This window comes from Odoribacter sp. (assembly GCF_985060555.1).
The window spans coordinates 42,553-60,071 of the sequence record NZ_CFKYFN010000094.1; the positions used below are offsets into that span (position 1 = coordinate 42,553).

The 17,519-nt window shown below is 44.4% G+C and carries 14 protein-coding genes; 8 read left to right on the plus strand and 6 right to left on the minus strand.

The genetic code is table 11. The annotated features are described in order from the left end of the window. Window positions 1-23 precede the first annotated feature (23 nt). From AC5RDS_RS12830 to AC5RDS_RS12855, 6 genes are all read left to right on the plus strand, one after another. Window positions 24-1,064, plus strand: a complete 1,041-nt coding sequence (locus tag AC5RDS_RS12830) for a glycosyltransferase (RefSeq protein WP_013612673.1) — start codon at window positions 24-26, stop codon at window positions 1,062-1,064. Window positions 1,065-1,211: 147 nt separating this feature from the next. After that, on the plus strand, window positions 1,212-2,222 hold the full coding sequence (locus AC5RDS_RS12835; RefSeq protein ID WP_013612672.1) for a virulence RhuM family protein/type II toxin-antitoxin system death-on-curing family toxin: 1,011 nt from the start codon (window positions 1,212-1,214) through the stop codon (window positions 2,220-2,222). A gap of 10 nt (window positions 2,223-2,232) precedes the next feature. After that, window positions 2,233-2,724 (plus strand): 3'-5' exonuclease, encoded by a 492-nt coding sequence (locus tag AC5RDS_RS12840; protein WP_013612671.1) that lies wholly within the window; start codon window positions 2,233-2,235, stop codon window positions 2,722-2,724. A 52-nt stretch (window positions 2,725-2,776) separates the two neighbouring features. After that, on the plus strand, window positions 2,777-3,163 hold the full coding sequence (locus AC5RDS_RS12845; RefSeq protein WP_228026240.1) for a transposase: 387 nt from the start codon (window positions 2,777-2,779) through the stop codon (window positions 3,161-3,163). Window positions 3,164-3,683: 520 nt separating this feature from the next. Beyond that, complete coding sequence (locus AC5RDS_RS12850; RefSeq protein WP_494222362.1) at window positions 3,684-6,743, plus strand: SusC/RagA family TonB-linked outer membrane protein; 3,060 nt, start codon at window positions 3,684-3,686, stop codon at window positions 6,741-6,743. A gap of 26 nt (window positions 6,744-6,769) precedes the next feature. Further along, window positions 6,770-8,179, plus strand: coding sequence for a RagB/SusD family nutrient uptake outer membrane protein (locus tag AC5RDS_RS12855; RefSeq protein ID WP_118102914.1), 1,410 nt, complete (start codon window positions 6,770-6,772; stop codon window positions 8,177-8,179). Window positions 8,180-8,292: 113 nt separating this feature from the next. On the opposite strand, the gene AC5RDS_RS12860 is transcribed toward AC5RDS_RS12855, so the two are convergent. From AC5RDS_RS12860 to topA, 3 genes are all read right to left on the minus strand, one after another. Further along, window positions 8,293-8,433 carry a hypothetical protein gene (locus AC5RDS_RS12860; RefSeq protein WP_157741849.1) on the minus strand — a complete coding sequence of 47 codons (141 nt, stop codon included), beginning with the start codon at window positions 8,431-8,433 and terminating at the stop codon, window positions 8,293-8,295. 14 nt (window positions 8,434-8,447) lie between these two features. Beyond that, window positions 8,448-10,574, minus strand: coding sequence for a peptidylprolyl isomerase (locus AC5RDS_RS12865; RefSeq protein ID WP_118121723.1), 2,127 nt, complete (start codon window positions 10,572-10,574; stop codon window positions 8,448-8,450). Window positions 10,575-10,731: 157 nt separating this feature from the next. After that, complete coding sequence (topA, locus tag AC5RDS_RS12870) at window positions 10,732-13,074, minus strand: type I DNA topoisomerase (protein ID WP_046402617.1); 2,343 nt, start codon at window positions 13,072-13,074, stop codon at window positions 10,732-10,734. 235 nt (window positions 13,075-13,309) lie between these two features. Here topA and AC5RDS_RS12875 point away from each other — a divergent pair, with 235 nt between their 5' ends. Further along, on the plus strand, window positions 13,310-13,930 hold the full coding sequence (locus tag AC5RDS_RS12875) for a hypothetical protein (RefSeq protein WP_013612666.1): 621 nt from the start codon (window positions 13,310-13,312) through the stop codon (window positions 13,928-13,930). 17 nt (window positions 13,931-13,947) lie between these two features. Next, window positions 13,948-14,637: a hypothetical protein gene (locus tag AC5RDS_RS12880; RefSeq protein ID WP_013612665.1), complete on the plus strand. Its 690-nt coding sequence runs from the start codon at window positions 13,948-13,950 to the stop codon at window positions 14,635-14,637. Between the two features lie 58 nt (window positions 14,638-14,695). Here AC5RDS_RS12880 and AC5RDS_RS12885 read toward each other — a convergent pair whose 3' ends face one another. The 3 genes from AC5RDS_RS12885 to AC5RDS_RS12895 all read right to left on the minus strand — a co-directional run bounded on the left by AC5RDS_RS12885 (window position 14,696) and on the right by AC5RDS_RS12895 (window position 17,423). Further along, complete coding sequence (locus tag AC5RDS_RS12885) at window positions 14,696-16,075, minus strand: MATE family efflux transporter (protein ID WP_118112578.1); 1,380 nt, start codon at window positions 16,073-16,075, stop codon at window positions 14,696-14,698. Window positions 16,076-16,195: 120 nt separating this feature from the next. Then, window positions 16,196-16,807 carry a lipoprotein signal peptidase gene (locus tag AC5RDS_RS12890; protein ID WP_494222363.1) on the minus strand — a complete coding sequence of 204 codons (612 nt, stop codon included), beginning with the start codon at window positions 16,805-16,807 and terminating at the stop codon, window positions 16,196-16,198. 235 nt (window positions 16,808-17,042) lie between these two features. After that, window positions 17,043-17,423, minus strand: a complete 381-nt coding sequence (locus AC5RDS_RS12895) for a TraR/DksA family transcriptional regulator (RefSeq protein WP_013612663.1) — start codon at window positions 17,421-17,423, stop codon at window positions 17,043-17,045. Window positions 17,424-17,519 lie beyond the last annotated feature (96 nt).

Sequence of the window (17,519 nt, forward strand, 5' to 3'; positions counted from 1 at the left end):
TCTTTACAATCCTGATTTTCCAAATGAAAAAATATTCTTTACCTTTGGAAAAATTAGGAATTGGATTTATGCCTTATTTGTCATTGATCGTACCCGTATATAATCGTCCGCAAGAGGTTCAGGAATTGTTGGAAAGTCTGGCGGCTCAGGATAACCGTGATTTTGAAATCATTATTGTCGAAGATGGTTCGACAGTACGTTGTGACCGGATCGTGGAGCAGTATAAGTCTGCTATCGATATCAAGTATTTTTTTAAAGAAAATAGCGGACCTGGCCTGAGCCGGAATTATGGTGCCGAAAGAGCCGAAGGGAAATATGTGGTCTTTCTCGATTCGGATTGTATTATTCCCCGGCAATATACTCAGGTGGTACGGCAAGCTTGCCAGGAGGCCGGTGTAGATGCTTTCGGAGGGCCCGACCGGGCACACGATTCTTTTACGAATATACAGAAAGCCATTAATTATTCGATGACCTCCTTTTTTACTACGGGAGGTATACGGGGACAAAAACAGTCGATGGAAAAATTTCATCCCCGGAGTTTTAACATGGGTTTTTCCCAGGAGGTGCTGAAAGCTACCGGGGGATTCTCCGGTCTGCGTTTTGGGGAGGATATCGATATGAGTATCCGCATCATGGCTGCCGGATTTAAAACCTGTCTGTTGCCCGAGGCCTATGTTTTTCATAAACGCCGCACCTCTTTCCGAAAGTTTTTCAAGCAGGTGTATAATTCGGGTATGGCCCGGATCAATCTGTACCTTTTACACCCCCATTCTTTGAAATTGGTGCATTTCCTGCCGGCTTGTTTTGTTATCGGTTGTTTGTTGTGCTTGTTGGGAGGGATATTTTTTTCTTGGTATTGCCTGCTTCCTTTGCTCTTATTAATATTTGTCTTTTTTATCGATTCTTGGCGGTTGAATAAAAGGATAAAGGTCGCGTTTTTGTCGATTGTGGCTGCTTTTATTCAGTTATTTGCCTATGGAATAGGTTTCATTCATGCCGTTTTTGCAGCTTTGATATTGAAAAGACCGGTGAAAGGCATGTTCGTGCGGAATTTCTATAAATAAAAGAGTAAACTTTTAGTTACGTTCGTTTGGAACAAATGTTGCAGACATATCCGATGGCATCATAAAAGAATTGAAATCCATCATCTCTGTTTTACATGAAAATTCGGTTATTTTATGAAAGACTTTACTGCTTAATTACAAATTATCATGGAAAAGGAATATCGCCACAACAATAAAGTCGCAATCTATCGTTCTGCTGATGGAGAAACACAATTGAGCGTTGAGATAGACAAAGACACGGTATGGTTAAATGCCAACCAAATGGCAGAATTGTTTGGAAGGGATTCAAAAACCATCCGTAAACACATCAATAATGCAATTCGTGAAGAACTGGCAGGAGAAGTGGTTGTCGCAAAATTTGCGACAACCACTCAACATGGTGCAATGGAAGCTAAAAGTCAGACTCATGATGTGAATTTCTACAACCTGGATGTAATTATATCAGTCGGCTATCGCGTAAAGTCCAAAAATGGAGTCGATTTTCGCCGTTGGGCAAATAAGGTGTTAAAAGAATATTTGGTGAAAGGTTATGCCGTAAACAAATCCATATCAGAGCGACACTATACCGAATTAAAACAACTGGTTGCCGTATTAAGCAGAACAATTAGGGCACAAGAAACATTATCGTCAGAGGATGCTGTCAATCTGGTTGAAGTGATTTCTGATTATACATACGCCCTTGACACATTGGACAAATATGATTATCAAGAGTTATCTATAGAGCGAACCACAAATGAAGAAAAATTCCATGCTACTTACGAAGGAGCCATGCAAGCCATTAACGAACTGAAGAACAAGTTTGGCGGCAGCAAATGGTTTGCCAATGAAAAAGACGATTCCTTCAAAAGCAGTGTTGGGCAGATTTACCAGACCTTCGATGGTGTGGAACTCTATCCTTCCGTAGAGGAAAAAGCTGCTATGCTGTTATATCTTGTGGTGAAGAATCACTCCTTCAGTGATGGAAACAAGCGAATTGCAGCAATGCTCTTCCTTTGGTTTTTAGACAGAAACGGCATACTCTATTCACCTAATGGCGGAAAACGCATTGCTGACAACACACTTGTCGCATTAACTTTGATGATAGCAGAGAGCCGTACCGAGGAAAAAGATGTAATGGTGAAAGTGGTTGTAAACTTGATAAACAAAGATAATCAATAAATTAACGGCTATGCAGAATTTTGCAGCAATAGACTTTGAAACTGCCAACAACGAGCGTTCATCTGTTTGTTCGATAGGCATCGTGATAGTACGTGGTGAAGAGATTGTAGATACATTTTACTCTCTCATCAAGCCAGAACCAGAATACTATAATTATTGGTGCAGTCAGGTACATGGCTTGTGCAGCAATGATACAACTGATGCCCCAATATTTCCCGAAGTCTGGAAACAAATAGAGCCTCTGATTAAGGGACTGCCATTGGTAGCGCATAACAAGCCCTTTGATGAAAGTTGCCTAAAAGCAGTCTTTCGTGTCTATCAAATGGACTATCCCGATTATGAGTTCTATGATACGCTTTGTGCTTCTCGGCAAGCCTTCCCTGAGTTGGAGAACCATCAACTGCACACCGTAGCCGCTACCTGCGGCTATCAGTTGGAAAATCATCACCACGCATTGGCGGATGCAGAAGCCTGTGCTTGGATAGCAAGAGAAATATTATAAAAAAATAATATAAATATATGAGTAGTCAAACGGCGAGACAAAGGTAGAACTCATAACAAGCAGCAAGCATCTGCTCTCAATGAGTAGGGACAAGTGGAGCGACAAACAGAAGGAACGTGCCGCGTTGCTATTTGAACTGTGCCCTAAAATCAAGGAGGCCTATGACCTGACGGACTCACTGCGGTCCGTGTTCCGCTCTAAAGTGACGAAGGAGGTGGCCAGCGATAAACTTCACTGTTGGTACAAGAAGGTTGCAGAGTGCACTCTAAGAGAGCTTAAGTCTGCAAGAGATTTGATTATGTATAGAGAGGAGCACATCTTGAATTACTTCGACAATCGCTCTACTAATGCAGCGGCGGAATCACTCAATTCCAAACTCAAGCGTTTTAGAGCACAATTGCATGGAGTGTCGGACTATAAGTTCTTCATAAGGCTCTAAATACAATTCTCCGTTTTCCAAATTTACGGAAATGAATAAGGAAAAATATCGCTATTTGTATCGTTGCATCTGACAAAATGTTATATTTATTAAATTTTATACATTGTTTTTAATGTATTGTATGTTTGGGACTTGTGTATAAAATATCTGGTATTTGGTATTTCTGCTTCAAGGGAAGTCTAAAAATTTTCTTAAATAACTATTGTATTATAAAAAATATTCTTTAATATTGTACCGGAGCAATTCCTGAAAAAACGGAGCAAAAATATCTGACCAATAAAAACGTTCGTTTTTATTGGAAAAAAGAGTAAACTTTAATTCTATCTTTTCAACTCTCCGTTCTCCGTTTTCCGTTCTCCGCTTCTCCAAATTTATCGAACGTTTAAATTGGTTGACTTGGATTTTAGGAGGAAAAACAAGCAGATATAAGTAGTAGTTTGACGATTGTCTCTATTTGAAAAGATTGATTTTACTTCTGTCAGGGGAGGGGAATCGCAGTATTTTATTAAAACTTATATTTATGAGAAACAAACTTTATTTACTGCTTGTCTTGCTTGTCGGTATCGTACAGGTGGGAATGGCACAGGAGAAGACCATTACGGGTGTTGTCACCGATGCGGACGACGGTTCGCCGTTACCCGGGGTATCTGTCGTAATTAAGGGTACCCACCTGGGAACGGCTACGGATGCGATGGGAAAATATTCCATTCGGATAGATGGAAAGGCTGTTTTGGTGTTTACCTTTATCGGTATGCAGACACAGGAGATACCGGTAAACAACCGTTCTGTGGTCAATGTCAACATGCGTTTGGCATCGATCGGTATTGACGAAGTGGTTGTGACGGGTTACGGGACGACAACCAAAGGGTCGTTTACCGGTTCGGCTGCGGTTTTGGGAGCTGACAATATTTCAAAAAAAACCGATGCAAATCCTGTAAAGGCACTTGAGGGTGCCGTTTCCGGAGTCCAGCTCAATACGGCATCCGGACAGCCGGGTGCGCCATCGACCATTTTTATCCGCGGGCGCAATTCCTATAATTCCGGTACGCAACCTTTGTATGTGATTGATGGTATACCTATCGAGAGCAGTACTATGGGTATACGCTCGCGCGAAGGTGCGTCGGTGTCTCCGTTGGCTACACTGAATTCCGCAGACATCGTGAGTATAACCGTACTGAAGGATGCCACGGCGACTTCCATTTATGGAGCCAGGGCGGCAAACGGTGTGATTGTCATCACTACGAAGCAAGGTGTGCGCGGTAAATTGAAAGTCAATCTGACGGCTAAGTTCGGTTTGGAAATGATGCCCAATTATACAAGCCGCTACCGCCTGCTGAACCAGGAGCAATATGAAAATCTGATGGTAGACGGCTTGTTGGCTGCTTATCCGGACGATTATGAGAACAAAGATGCTGCTTTAGCTGATTTGTATGACACGTTCGGTTTGAAGCCGGGTGAGGGGGCCAATACGGACTGGATGGACGAGGTTACCCGCGTTGGCAAGATCCAGGACTATAATCTAGACATTTCTTCCGGTGGCGTTTCGGAAAACGCTGCGAAGTACTTCCTTTCGTTCAACTACTTTAAGAATGAGGCTATCATTATCGGCAAGGACCTGGAACGTTTTTCCGGACGTTTCAATCTTGAACAGGAGCCGGGCAAGGTGGTGAAGTACGGTTTGAACAGTTCGTTCTCTTATTCGATCATGAACATGGGCTCGGGCGGAGGTTATTTCAGCGATCCGATTACGTTGGCCTACGGTAAGATGAATCCGCTTATTGCTGTCAGGAACAAATTGGGGGAATGGAATTTTGAAAATACTCAATATAATCCTGTGGCCCAACGTAGTAAGGACGGTGACCGTAGCGAAGCGAAGACTTACCGCGCCATTCTTTCGCCTTATGTGACTATCCGCTTTTCTCCTGCCTGGTCGTTTACGTCACGGGGAGGCTTGGATTTATATTCGATAAAAGAATTCGGCTATTGGTCTTTCCTGCAGCCACAAGGCAAGGGTTTGCGGGGTAGGGGCGAACAGGGAACCACTACACGTACGCTGCTTAGCATCACAAATACCCTTAGCTGGGTCAAGGCGTTCGATGACCACCACGTGAATATGATGGTGGGGCAGGAAGCGCAGCATACCCGCGAAAATTCCTCCTATCTGGCAGGAAGCAATTATCCGGTGGAATATCTCAGCCAAATCGAGTTGGCGGCAAAGCCTACGAGTGCGTCCACTTCTTTGGATAATGTGGCTCTTGCGTCCTTCTTCTTTAACGGGCAGTATGATTATGCCAACAAATATTATTTGTCGGCAAGCGTCCGTACCGACGGATCCTCCCGTTTCGGTTCCAACAACCGCTGGGCGACTTTCTATTCCGTGGGTGCACGCTATCGCCTGACGGGAGAAAGTTTTATGCAGTTGGCAAGCAATTGGCTGGACGAACTGACGTTGCGGGTAAGCTACGGTACTTCCGGAAACCAGGATGTGGGCGGTTCGTGGTATGCGTCACGCGGGCTTTACGGATTCGGGTATAACTATAACAGCCAGCCGGGAAGCTACCGTCAACAAGCAGGCAATCCCGACCTGAAATGGGAGCAGACCGCCAAGTTCAATGTCGGTGTGGATCTCGCATTGTGGGAGCGTAGGGTGAATGTAGAGTTTGACTATTACCGTCACCTGACTAAAGATATGGTGTTCAATGTTCCTCTGTCGTTAACGAGCGGAATGTCGTCCATTCCCACCAATGTAGGGGAATTGGAGAACAAGGGTTTTGAATTTTCTGTTGGTGTCACGCCGGTGCGTACCGATAAGGTGGATTGGACATTGACTTTCGTGGGAAGCGCGAATAAGAATGAAATTAAGAAACTGAGTACCGACTTGCCGATCGAGTCGAGTATTACAATAGTGGAACCGGGACGTGACATTTATACCTGGAAGATGAAAGAATGGGCAGGGGTCGATCCTGATACGGGCAGTCCGATGTGGTGGATTGTGAACCGGGACAAAAACGGAAAGGAGATCTCTCGCGAGAAGACCACCAATTACAATAAGGCTACCAAGGAATATGTCGGTAAGGCGTCGCCAAAATTCCAGGGCGGTTTAACCTCTTCGTTGAATCTTTACGGTTTTGACTTTTCTTTCCAGTTGAATTATTCGCTTGGCAGCAAGATATTCGGTGACAACCTCCGTTATGATGAGCAGACCGGTGCGGCCGGAGTGCAGAACACGACGCGCTATGTGTATGAAAACCGTTGGCAGAAGCCCGGTGATGAGGCATTGGTGCCACGTTTCGTATTTGGTGACAAATCCGGTGCAAACTCCGCCTCTACCCGTTATCTGATGAAAGGCGATTATCTGAAAATCCGCAATATTACCCTCGGCTATACCTTGCCGAAGGATCTGGTGCAACGTATCCACCTGAACAATGTCCGTATCTATGTAAGTTCCGACAACTTGCATACGTTCGTGGCAAAGGATTTCCGCGGTTTTGATCCGTCCGGTATAGCACCCAACGGCGTTCAGTGGTGGAATTACCCTACGCCGCGCAATGTGATGTTTGGGCTGAATATTGGTTTTTAAAGTTAAACATTTAAATCGAATGTATTATGAAAAGAATATATAGTTTGATTGTGGCAGGGGGGCTGTTGGCGGCAGGTTGTGATTCGTATTTTAACGAGGACCTGTACCAGAATATCCCGCAAGAGAATGCCTATGCTACCGTTTCCGATGTGGAGAATGCCCTCAACGGAGTTTATTACGCTTTCGGCAGCTACCGCTTCATGGGCCGCAATGCGGTGGCGATTGGCGATATGTCTGCCGATATGGCGGTGGCAGATGCGAAATCAGGGCATTTCGTGACTCTCAACACTTACACGTTTTCCGAAACAGAAGGGGTTTTGGGGGATGTATGGCAATACGGCTACAAGGTGATAGATCTGGCTACCCGTAGCATCAACGGGACAGAAGCGTTGCTAGCTGCCGGCGGATTGGGAGAGGCGGACGTGGCGACTCTCAATAAGGCGATGGCGCAGTGTTATGCCTTGCGTGCATTTTCGGCTTTCCAACTGGTGAATATTTTTGGGCTTCCTTACGGAACGGACAATGATGAACATGGCGGTCTGGTTATCGTGGAGGAGAAGCCGATAGAGTTGCGTGCCAAGGTGTCGCGCAGTTCCGTGAAAGCCACGTACGAGTGGATTTTGCGTGATGTTGAAAAAGCGGTGAAGACGCCGAATGTGGTGGGCAGGGATGTGCAGAAATATTTTAATGGCGCAGCAGTCAAGGCATTAGAGGCAAGGGTGAACCTGTACATGGGCAAATACGGAAAAGCGAAAGAGGCTGCAGCCGAGGCGTTGAAGTTGCGGAATGCTGCTCCGGTGGAAGACGAGGCATACGTGGGCATGTGGAAGTCGACCGCTATATCGGGCGAGGATATTTTTACCATAGCCAAGAGTTCGGATGACAATCTTTCAGCAAACAGTCTGAACACGTTGTATGGAAGTTACGGTGGCGCATTGACGAAACGGGCTGTCGGTCTGTTTGCGAAAGGGGATATCCGTGCACAATTGGTCGGTGATGGAAAAAATCCGAGACGTCCTATGAAGTTTCCCGGTATTGCCGGAGCTGATGCGGTGAACAATATTCCGGTGTTCCGCGTATCGGAGATGTACCTTATCATGGCAGAAGCGGCAGCACAGTCGGGTGATGTATCCGGTGCCCGAAAGGAACTCTTGAATACGGCGAAACGCAATCCGGCAATCCGGACAGAGGATGACCTTCCCGGTACGAAGGAGGCGCTTCTTGCCTTTATCGCAGAGGAACGCCAACGGGAGTTGTTCGAGGAAGGACATCGTTGGTACGATGCCCGCCGCACAGGTGAGAAGATCGAAGTGGCAGACGGAAAATATAAGAATTTCAATGTCCGGAGTTTTGTATTTCCGATACCTGCCGGTGAGATCAATGCCGGTTTCGGTACGCAGCAGAATCCTAATTGGGTGAATGCCATGCCGAAATAACCGTTCCGGCAGGAATAACGGGCATTGTCCGGCAGACAGGCATTTTCCAACGCCTGTCTGCCGGATAACTTTTCGAGTCCTTTGTAAACTTTAATAGATTAATAAAAACATTTTCACCTACCTGCCTGATATTTTATCGATTGGTGTCTGATAAGGACGGAAGGATTGTCGGTGAAGTACGTGCCGCTATGGGGAGAAAGGGAGGAGGAGAAAAAAACAGGAAGAGTCGTATTCACTCCTCCTGTTTTTTTCATATTTATGCTTTCTATCAATAGAATTTGTATCTCTGGTCAACTATTTCGCCATTTTTCAAGATAGCTTGAATAGCCTGATAGTTCGCACGATACATATTACTTTGTTGTAAGGCTTGTTTGCTTTGAGCGACCATATCCGGTGTTACCTCTTCGGTTGTCCGGTTGTTGACCAGGATCAGATATACCCCCTGATTTCCTGCGATCGGTTCGGAAATCTTGCCTTGTTCGGTTATGCTGGAAGCAGCGATTACTTTAGGTTCGATTCCTGCTCCCGGAATTTGGAAAGAATTGAATGAAATTTCGTTGGCTTCTTTGACTTCCAAACCGGCTTTCCGGGCAATGGAAAGTAAACTTTCACTACCGCTCTTAGCCGATGCCAGTTCTTTTTTCAACAAATCGGCTTTCTTCTTCTGTATCAGGATCCGTTTGATATTACCGGCTACCTTGTTGAGCGGAGCGATACCTTCTTCGTCGATTTCTGTCAGTACGGCGATGGTGAATTTGTTCCCGTTTTCAAAGATGGTCGAACCATCGTTTGTTTTTAAAACTTCGTCCACCTCTTCGGCCATATAAGCCTGGCGGATCATTTCACGGGCACTCTCCATACCGGCGATTGTTTTATCGTTTTTGCCGATGGTAGCGATACGTTTGGTTAAACCGCTTTCTTCGACTTTTTTGTTAAAGTTGTCGAGATTGGATACTTCAATAGCAAAAGTGCGTGCATCGTTGTAAATCTGATTGGTGGTTTTAGCAGATGGAGAAACTTCTTTTTCAACCGTTGCAATCTGGATTTTTTTCACCGGTTTAGCCATGTCCGTTACCTGCAGCACATGTGCGCCATATTGTGTCAAGACTACCTTGATATCGTTTTTCTTGGCGAAGAAGGCAGAATCGCTGAAAGGCTGTACCATCGTTCTCGACGTAAACCAACCCAGATCGCCTCCGTTGACTGCTGAATTTTGGTCTACGGAATTGGTTTTAGCCAATTCTTCGAAATCAGCTCCTTTTCTTAACAGACCGGCTAAGCTGTCTGCTATATTTTTTGCTTGTGCATAATCCTGATTTTGAGGAGCGATCAGAATGTGGCGGGCTCTTACAGAATCGGGCAACATTTTGACAGAAGCTACTCTGGAGATTTTATAAGCGTTATTTTCCAGATAAGGACCGAATACGGCTTTCTCATTATTAAATAGGAATTGAGCCATACTATCGTTTGCTATTTCATCTTGTTTGAAATAGTTTCGGTCGGCTTTTTTATCGGAAGAGAGGTTTACAAACTCCAGTGGGTCTGCACTTTCTTCAAATTCTTTTACCAGGTCGTTCACCGCCCCTTCAGTTTCGGAGAAATCTTCTCCGGAAGGTTCGATATCGAAATTGACGTAAACAATTTTCCGCGATTCCGGTTGTTCGAAGCTCTTCTGATGTTTGTTGTAATATTCTTTGATCTCCCCGTTGCTTACGTTGATCGTAGAATCTTCAATTGTAGAATAGTTTTTGACGATATAACTGATGTCGGCTTTATCAGCACTGTTGGCTGCTGCTTCTTGTGCCTGGGCATCCGTAATATACAGCGCTTTGGCGACAATTGCATTGTATTTCGCCATTTTCCGGCTGTCGGAAACTTCTTTTTCCATGTTCAGCCAATACGCTTTCTGCGGAATATTATTGGGCGCGGAGATTACTTTTTTTACATAATCTCTGGCACCGGCATAATCGATTTCGCCGGTATTCGGATTTGTAAAAAGCTGGCGTAATGCCGGGCTCATATTTTCGCCGAGTAATGCATCGTACAATTCATCACCACTGACATCGATACCGATTTCATCATATTCTCTTTGCATCAATTGTTCCATGATCATTTGCTGCCAGGTGTTTTCCCGCAACATGGTCTGCTGTTCTTCATTCAGTGAAGATACATTGTTCATCGCTTTGATCATTTCTTCATTTTTACTGACGCGGTTTTGGAAATCTATGATAGATACTCCCTCTCCTGCGATCTCGCCAATCTGATTCCGTTGGCTATTGAAAATTCTTGAACCTGAATTTAATGCATCTCCTACAATGAATGCTATCAAGGCCAGACCGATCACAATACTAACAAGTAGTCCGCCGCGATTTCTGATTGTTTGTAATGTTGCCATTTATATTAAAAATTTAATGTTTTTTACGGTTTACATTATTTTTAGAGGCTACGAAGATAGATAAAAGTGCATTGTTGTGCAAATTTTCAGGCTCGCTTTTCCTCACTTTATTTCAGGTTTATTTCCTGACACACATCCTTTTAATAAAGGAAATGGTTTAATTTTTCTTTTTCGTGGTCGTTTGGGCTTTTCGGACAGGCGTTTTTTTGCTGCTTCCGCCTGTCTTTTTCTTGCTACTTTCTTTCTCGATCAATTCCATACATTTCTCTAATGTAAGCTCGTCTGCTTTACATGTTTTAGGGATTTTATAGTTCGCTTTGTTGTAAGAAATGTAAGGTCCGAAGCGGCCGTTCAGGATTTGCACTCCATTATCGAAAACTTTTATCAGTTTATTCCGGTCACTTTCTCTTTTTTCTTCAATACGTTGAATGGCTGTCTCGAGAGTGATGGTCCCCGGATCGTCTTCTCCTTTTTTCAAAGATACGAACACATTGTTGTGTTTGATATAAGGTCCGAACCGGCCGATCCCGATACTGACGTCTTTATCTTCGTACTGGCCGATTTTACGTGGAAATTTGAATAAACCCAAGGCCTCTTCCAGGGTGATGGTTTCCATGAGCTGTCCTTTTAAAAGGCCTGCATAACGTACATGCTCTCCTTCCCCGATTTGTGCCATCGGACCGAACCGGCCGATTCGTACACTCACTGTCTCGCCGCTTACCGGATCCGTACCTAGAATTCTTTGCCCGCTATTCCGTTCCGAATTTTTGAGGGTAGATTCGACAGTTTCATGGAAAGGATGATAGAATTCTCCGATCATCTTTTGCCATTCGACAGACCCTTCGGCAATATCGTCGAGAGCTTCTTCCGCTTCAGCGGTGAAGTTATAGTCCATGATATTGGTGAAATGCTCCGATAGAAAATCAGTAACTACCATACCCATATCGGAAGGGAAAAGTTTTTTCTTTTCTGCGCCGAATATCTTTTTGTTGGGTTTGATTTTAATATCGTTGCCCTTCAGTTCGATCTGTTCGATATTACGCTCGACGCCTTCCCGGGATTCTTTGATGATGTAGCCCCGGTTTTGTATGGTTGTGATCGTCGGGGCATAGGTAGAAGGACGTCCGATACCCAAAGCTTCCATTTTCTTTACCAGACTGGCTTCGGTGTATCTCGGCGGATGAAGGGTGTATTGTTCTATAGCTGTAATGAGCTGACGTTGTAACTGGTCTCCCGGAGCTAAAGCAGGTAATAGACCGGCCTGTTCATCATCGGTTTCTTCGTCATGTGATTCCATGTATACTTTCAGAAAACCGTCGAAAATAATCACTTCACCGGTTGCCGTAAAGGGGATGGAATGGTTGGATAAACCGATGATCATATTGGTCCTTTCCAGTTGGGCGTCCGCCATTTGCGAAGCCAGAGTCCTTTTATAAATCAGTTCATATAATTGTTGCTCGTTCCGGTCGCCTTCTATGGCTGTTTTGTTCATATAGGTAGGCCGGATAGCTTCGTGGGCTTCTTGTGCTCCTTTGGTCTTGGTCGCGAAATTCCGTGGTTTGGAATATTTTTCTCCCAATGTTTCGCAAATGACAGCTTTGGCTGTCCGGATGGCCAGATCGGAGAGATTGACCGAGTCGGTACGCATATAGGTAATAAGCCCGTGTTCATAAAGCTTTTGTGCTACCGACATGGTCTGGGATACCGAAAAACCCAGTTTTCTGGAAGCTTCCTGTTGTAATGTGGAAGTGGTGAACGGGGGAGCAGGCTTGCGGGTCGTCGGCTTGGTCTCTACACTATCCACATGGAAAATAGCTGTTTTACAGGCTTCCAGATAAGTAAGTGTCGTTTCTTTATCGGTAAAACGGGTCTGTACTTCGGCTTTTAATTGAGCATGTTGCTGGGTTTCGAAAGTTCCGCAAACCCGGTAATATTGTTGTTCTTTGAAAGCATTGATTTCGCGTTCGCGTTCAACGATCAGTTTTACGGCAACGGATTGCACCCGGCCGGCAGAAAGTGAAGGCTTTACCTTTTTCCATAACACCGGCGACATTTCGAATCCGACCAAACGGTCCAATACCCGCCGGGCCTGTTGGGCATCCACCAGATTTTTGTCAATGTTTCTTGGGTTTTGAATCGCATGGAGAATCGCATCTTTGGTAATCTCATGAAATACTATTCGCTTGGTGTTCTCCGGTTTTAATTTCAACACCTCGAATAAATGCCATGCAATGGCTTCTCCTTCACGGTCCTCATCGGAAGCCAGCCATACGGTCTTCGCTTCCTTGGCCAGTGTTTTCAGCTCTTTGACGATTGTTTTCTTGTCGGAAGATATTTCATATTTAGGCTGAAAATTATGTTCGATGTCTACTCCTAAATCTTTTTTTTCCAAATCGCGGATGTGTCCGAAACTCGACTTCACGGTATAACCATTCCCTAAAAATTTCTCGATGGTCTTGGCTTTTGCCGGAGACTCCACTATCACTAAATTCTCAATCATATACTTTCAAAATAGCAGGTACATTACATACCGAAATTAACCTTTGGAAATCGGCTACAAACCTACGAAAAAAAATTAAAATCACAGCATCTTTCATTTTATCGTAATAGAATATATTTAGGCGTGTTATTAACGGCTGCCGGAACAGCCGATAGGGACGAAGTCCAAAAAATATTTTGATATTTAGTTAGTTAAATTATTTTATTAACCATATTTTTGTCACAAAAAAAATTAAATGAGTATAAAATTGTTTTTGATTTGTGTGTGGAGCGTGGGAGTTTTCTCTGTTCGGGCAGCCGTTCCGGTGGAGGGTATTATTTATTTCAAGGAGGGAAAAAGTGTCGGATTTTCGGGTGATCATCGTGTGTGTATTCCCAAAAAAGGCAAAGATGTTAAAGCATTCCGGGGCATTTTCACCAGGGACAAACAGAAAGAGGTTTATCCGGCGGAGGAAATCGATTCAATTGTCTGTTGGCATCCCCGGACACCGGAATTCCGGCGGAAATTCATACTGGCAGAGGGTATCGGTTGGTGTTGGCAGTATTTTGCTACGCCGCATATCGAGGCTTACGTTTACTCCGGACGGGGCTATGGTATCGCTTCTAACGGAGGAATCCAGGTTTGGCAACGGAGAGGGGTCTTCAGTCGTTCGCGGGTGATTTATTATCTGCGGAAATCGGGTGACACCCTCTATTATTCTCCTGGAAAAATGAAGCCGCGGACGGGAAACGCTTTTCGGGAACGGCTTTGCCGTTACGTGGCTGACGATGCGGAATTGTGCAGACGCATCCGTAGTTTGGATACGTGGCGTGATAAAACCGTGTTGATGTTACAGGAATATCATATCGGACATTAACCTTTAAACATACAATTATGAAAAATCTTTTTTTAGTAGTACTGGCCTTGTGTGTGTACATACCGCAGGCGAATGCGCAGAAAGTAAAAGACCAGGAGTTTCGCCGTGTGGTGGTGACCTTGACATCCGGTGAAAAAGTGGAAGGATATGTGAAGAGGGGCTGGCATGCCGAAGCCTCCGCTTTCAAAAAGAGCAATTATTCCTTCAAAATGACTGCGACACCGGATGATAAGGAAGTATTGAAATATACGGCGGATGAAGTCGTATGTATCGATTATACGGAAAAGACAGAGAATAATCCTGACGGTATCCGCTGGGAATCGCGTGAGTTGGCGTCACCTTCCATTGCCGATCGTTACCGTACGATACGCCGCCTTGTATGTCTGGAAAATACGGGAGAGCACGCTTCTGTGTACTGGTGGAAAGACTGGGATGTCACAACCAATCAGCAGGGAATGAAACGACGCTTAGTTACCTATCATGGAATTCGTTTCCACGATGAAGGCAAGGAGGGAGAAATTGTCTATATTCCAATGTTGGTGAATAGTGTCCTGCTGAAAGACAAGAAACCCGGTTTGAAGGAATTCAGTAAAAACTGGTTTAAGGGCAAAGAGGGTAAAGCACGTAAAAAAGAGGCCGATGCGGACGGTGACGGCACGTGGATGCTGGATATGTATGAGGCTTATTTGGCGCAGCAGGCCAAGTGAGGGATAGCTATCAATAGAATTTTTATAATCTTACACACTTTTTACTAATATAGTACCATTATTTTTGTTGCTGGAGGACTGCCAGAGAAAAAGCCTTGCGACGGATGATGGCGTATGCCGTACAGACAGAGATGCCGGTAATCACCCAGGAAATAGGATAGACAGCCAGTAAGGTTTCATAACTTTTCGACAGGGGGACAACTGTGAAAATCCATACCAAGCGCAACAGGCAGGTGCCGAATATGGTCAGTACGGTTGGGGTCATGGAATAACCTATGCCTCGCAGGGCGGCACCGCTGATTTCATAACTGCTTGCTATGAATTGGAAAAGTAACACATATTCCATGCGGATGGCGGCATACCGGATGATTTCGGGTTCAGTGGTAAAAAAACGGATGAAAAATTCTTTTTGCCATACAATCAGGAGATTTAATGCGGCACATCCCAAAAGTCCGAGCAGCATGCTTTGCCGGAAGATTGTTTTGCAACGTTCAATTTGCCCGGCTCCGTAATTTTGACTGGTGAAAGCTACGGTTGCTTGGGCAAAAGCACTCACTACGAAGTAACAGTAATATTCGTAATTGAGGGCTGCTGAAGAGCCTGCTACGGCTGCCGAACCGAACGAGTTTATGGTGGCCAGTACAAAGACGTTGGAAATGGAAAATACCATTCCCTGTATGCCGGCAGGAACTCCGATTTGTAATATTTTCTTCAATTCCGCCTTGGATATGGACAATTGCTTCAGTTCCAAGCGGAATACGCCCTTTTCATGGGTCAGGAAAAAAACGATGATACCGGCATTGACGATGTTGGAAATCACGGTCGCGACGGCGACACCTGCCACACTCATTTCGAATTCGATGACCAAAAGGAGATTCAGTCCCACATTAATGGCTCCGGCCACCACCAAACTGTAAAACGGCCGTTTGGTATCGCCGAGGCTCCGGAGAATCGCCGCCCCGAAATTGTATATCATCATGAAAGGCATTCCCAAGGAATAGATGCGAAGATAAAGTACGGCAAGGTCGATGACGTCTTCCGGTGTGTCTAACGCTTCCAAAATGGGTTTGGCTATCAGCAGACCGGTAATGAGCAGGAAAATGCCGCTTGTTACGGCAATGATAGCCGTTGTGGAGATAGCATTTTTAATGCCTTTCTCATCTTGCCGTCCGATATAATGGGCGATGACTACATTAGCGCCTATCGATATGCCGATAAAAAGATTGATAATCAAACTGATGACCAATCCATTGCTACCGACGGCCGCCAAAGCCTGACTGCTGGCAAATTGTCCGACAACAGCAACATCTACTGAATTGAACGATTGTTGCAGGATACCGCTGGCGATCAGAGGCAAGGCAAATAGCAGTAATTTGCGGAAGATTCCGCCGTGAAGCATATCTATACGGACAGTACTATTCGTTTTTTCTTGTCCCATAGCGGTGTCATTTTTCGATTTTTGCTATTCTGTTTTCTGGCAAAACATTATAAAGTTCGCCGGCATGACAGTACGGCAAGTCAAAGATTCAGTGTGCTTTGAAAAATGATTTAAAATAAATTATTTTTTCGTAGCGAAAAATTTCCGGTAAAAAAGGATTAACATCAACACACCGATCGTGATATATGAATCGGCCAGGTTGAATACCGGACGGAAGAAAAGAAAATCTTCACCGCCCCAAACGGGTACCCAACCGGGGATCGTACCTTCTATTAAAGGAAAATATAACATATCGACAACCCGTCCGTGCAGGAAAGAAGAGTAACCACCGCCTTCAGGGAATAGGCTGGCAATCTGATAGTGACTGTCGTTAAAGATCATACCGTAGAAAAGACTGTCAAAAATATTTCCGATAGCCCCGCAAAAAATCAAGGCAAAAGAAAACAGTACGCCTAAAGGGGCTTTTTCACGGATAAGTTTTAAGATATACCAACCGATACCGGCAACAGCCACAAGGCGGAATAAACTCAACACAGCCTTTCCGAATTTCCCATCTCCCAGTTCCATTCCGAAAGCCATCCCGTTATTTTCAATAAAAAGAATTTTGAACCAGTTTCCGAAGACACTGAATTCTTCCCCAATTATCATATGGGTTTTGATCCAGATTTTTACAGCTTGATCCAGAACAAGTAAGACTATAATGAAAATCACCAGTTTATTCCGCACACTCATAATGAAAACCAGGAGTTTAGAATTAAGAACTAAGAGTTTAAAATTGCAAATCCGAAACGGTAAATAAAAGAGAAAAAATAATCAGATTCTTTTCAAAGACTGACTGGAACAAAGCTGATTGGCATAACCGGAACACCCTGATTCATATTTATTGATCAGAACCGGAAGTCGTTTGCCAATCAGAGTGTTCGAAGGGCCCGCTGATCAGACCTGAAAATCCGCTGACCGGACTGGATCAGTTCTCTTTCCCTTCTTTGGCCTCGATGCTTAACGTGGCATGAGGAACAGCACGTAATCTTTCTTTCGAAATCAGCTTACCTGTTACCCGGCAAATACCATACGTTTTATTTTCGATCCGAATTAAGGCTGCTTCCAAATGGGCGATAAACTTAGCCTGTCTCTGAGCTAAACGGCCGGCCTCTTCTTTAGAAAGAACAGAGGCTCCTTCTTCCAGTACCTTGAATGTAGGACAAGTGTCCGCAATGTCGTTCCCGTCACTTCCCGAGATGACACCTTTCAGCAAGTCATAATCTTTTCTTGCTTTATCGAGTTTCTCCAGAATTAATTCCTTAAATTCCTGCAACTCTTCATCCGAATATCTCGTCTTCTCTGCCATAGCTTATAAGTTTTTGTCTAAATTAATAAAAAACATCAACATTTGAAAATTTTACAGATGTTTCTTCATACGAAATACCGGCGGGATTGTTCGCCG

Coding starts and splice junctions, on each gene's coding strand:
- AC5RDS_RS12830 (WP_013612673.1), top strand. CDS start 24: ATGAAAAAATATTCTTTACCTTTGGAAAAATTAGGAATTGGATTTATG.
- AC5RDS_RS12835 (WP_013612672.1), top strand. CDS start 1,212: ATGGAAAAGGAATATCGCCACAACAATAAAGTCGCAATCTATCGTTCT.
- AC5RDS_RS12840 (WP_013612671.1), top strand. CDS start 2,233: ATGCAGAATTTTGCAGCAATAGACTTTGAAACTGCCAACAACGAGCGT.
- AC5RDS_RS12850 (WP_494222362.1), top strand. CDS start 3,684: ATGAGAAACAAACTTTATTTACTGCTTGTCTTGCTTGTCGGTATCGTA.
- AC5RDS_RS12855 (WP_118102914.1), top strand. CDS start 6,770: ATGAAAAGAATATATAGTTTGATTGTGGCAGGGGGGCTGTTGGCGGCA.
- AC5RDS_RS12860 (WP_157741849.1), bottom strand. CDS start 8,433: ATGAAAAAAACAGGAGGAGTGAATACGACTCTTCCTGTTTTTTTCTCC.
- AC5RDS_RS12865 (WP_118121723.1), bottom strand. CDS start 10,574: ATGGCAACATTACAAACAATCAGAAATCGCGGCGGACTACTTGTTAGT.
- topA (WP_046402617.1), bottom strand. CDS start 13,074: ATGATTGAGAATTTAGTGATAGTGGAGTCTCCGGCAAAAGCCAAGACC.
- AC5RDS_RS12875 (WP_013612666.1), top strand. CDS start 13,310: ATGAGTATAAAATTGTTTTTGATTTGTGTGTGGAGCGTGGGAGTTTTC.
- AC5RDS_RS12880 (WP_013612665.1), top strand. CDS start 13,948: ATGAAAAATCTTTTTTTAGTAGTACTGGCCTTGTGTGTGTACATACCG.
- AC5RDS_RS12885 (WP_118112578.1), bottom strand. CDS start 16,075: ATGGGACAAGAAAAAACGAATAGTACTGTCCGTATAGATATGCTTCAC.
- AC5RDS_RS12890 (WP_494222363.1), bottom strand. CDS start 16,807: ATGAGTGTGCGGAATAAACTGGTGATTTTCATTATAGTCTTACTTGTT.
- AC5RDS_RS12895 (WP_013612663.1), bottom strand. CDS start 17,423: ATGGCAGAGAAGACGAGATATTCGGATGAAGAGTTGCAGGAATTTAAG.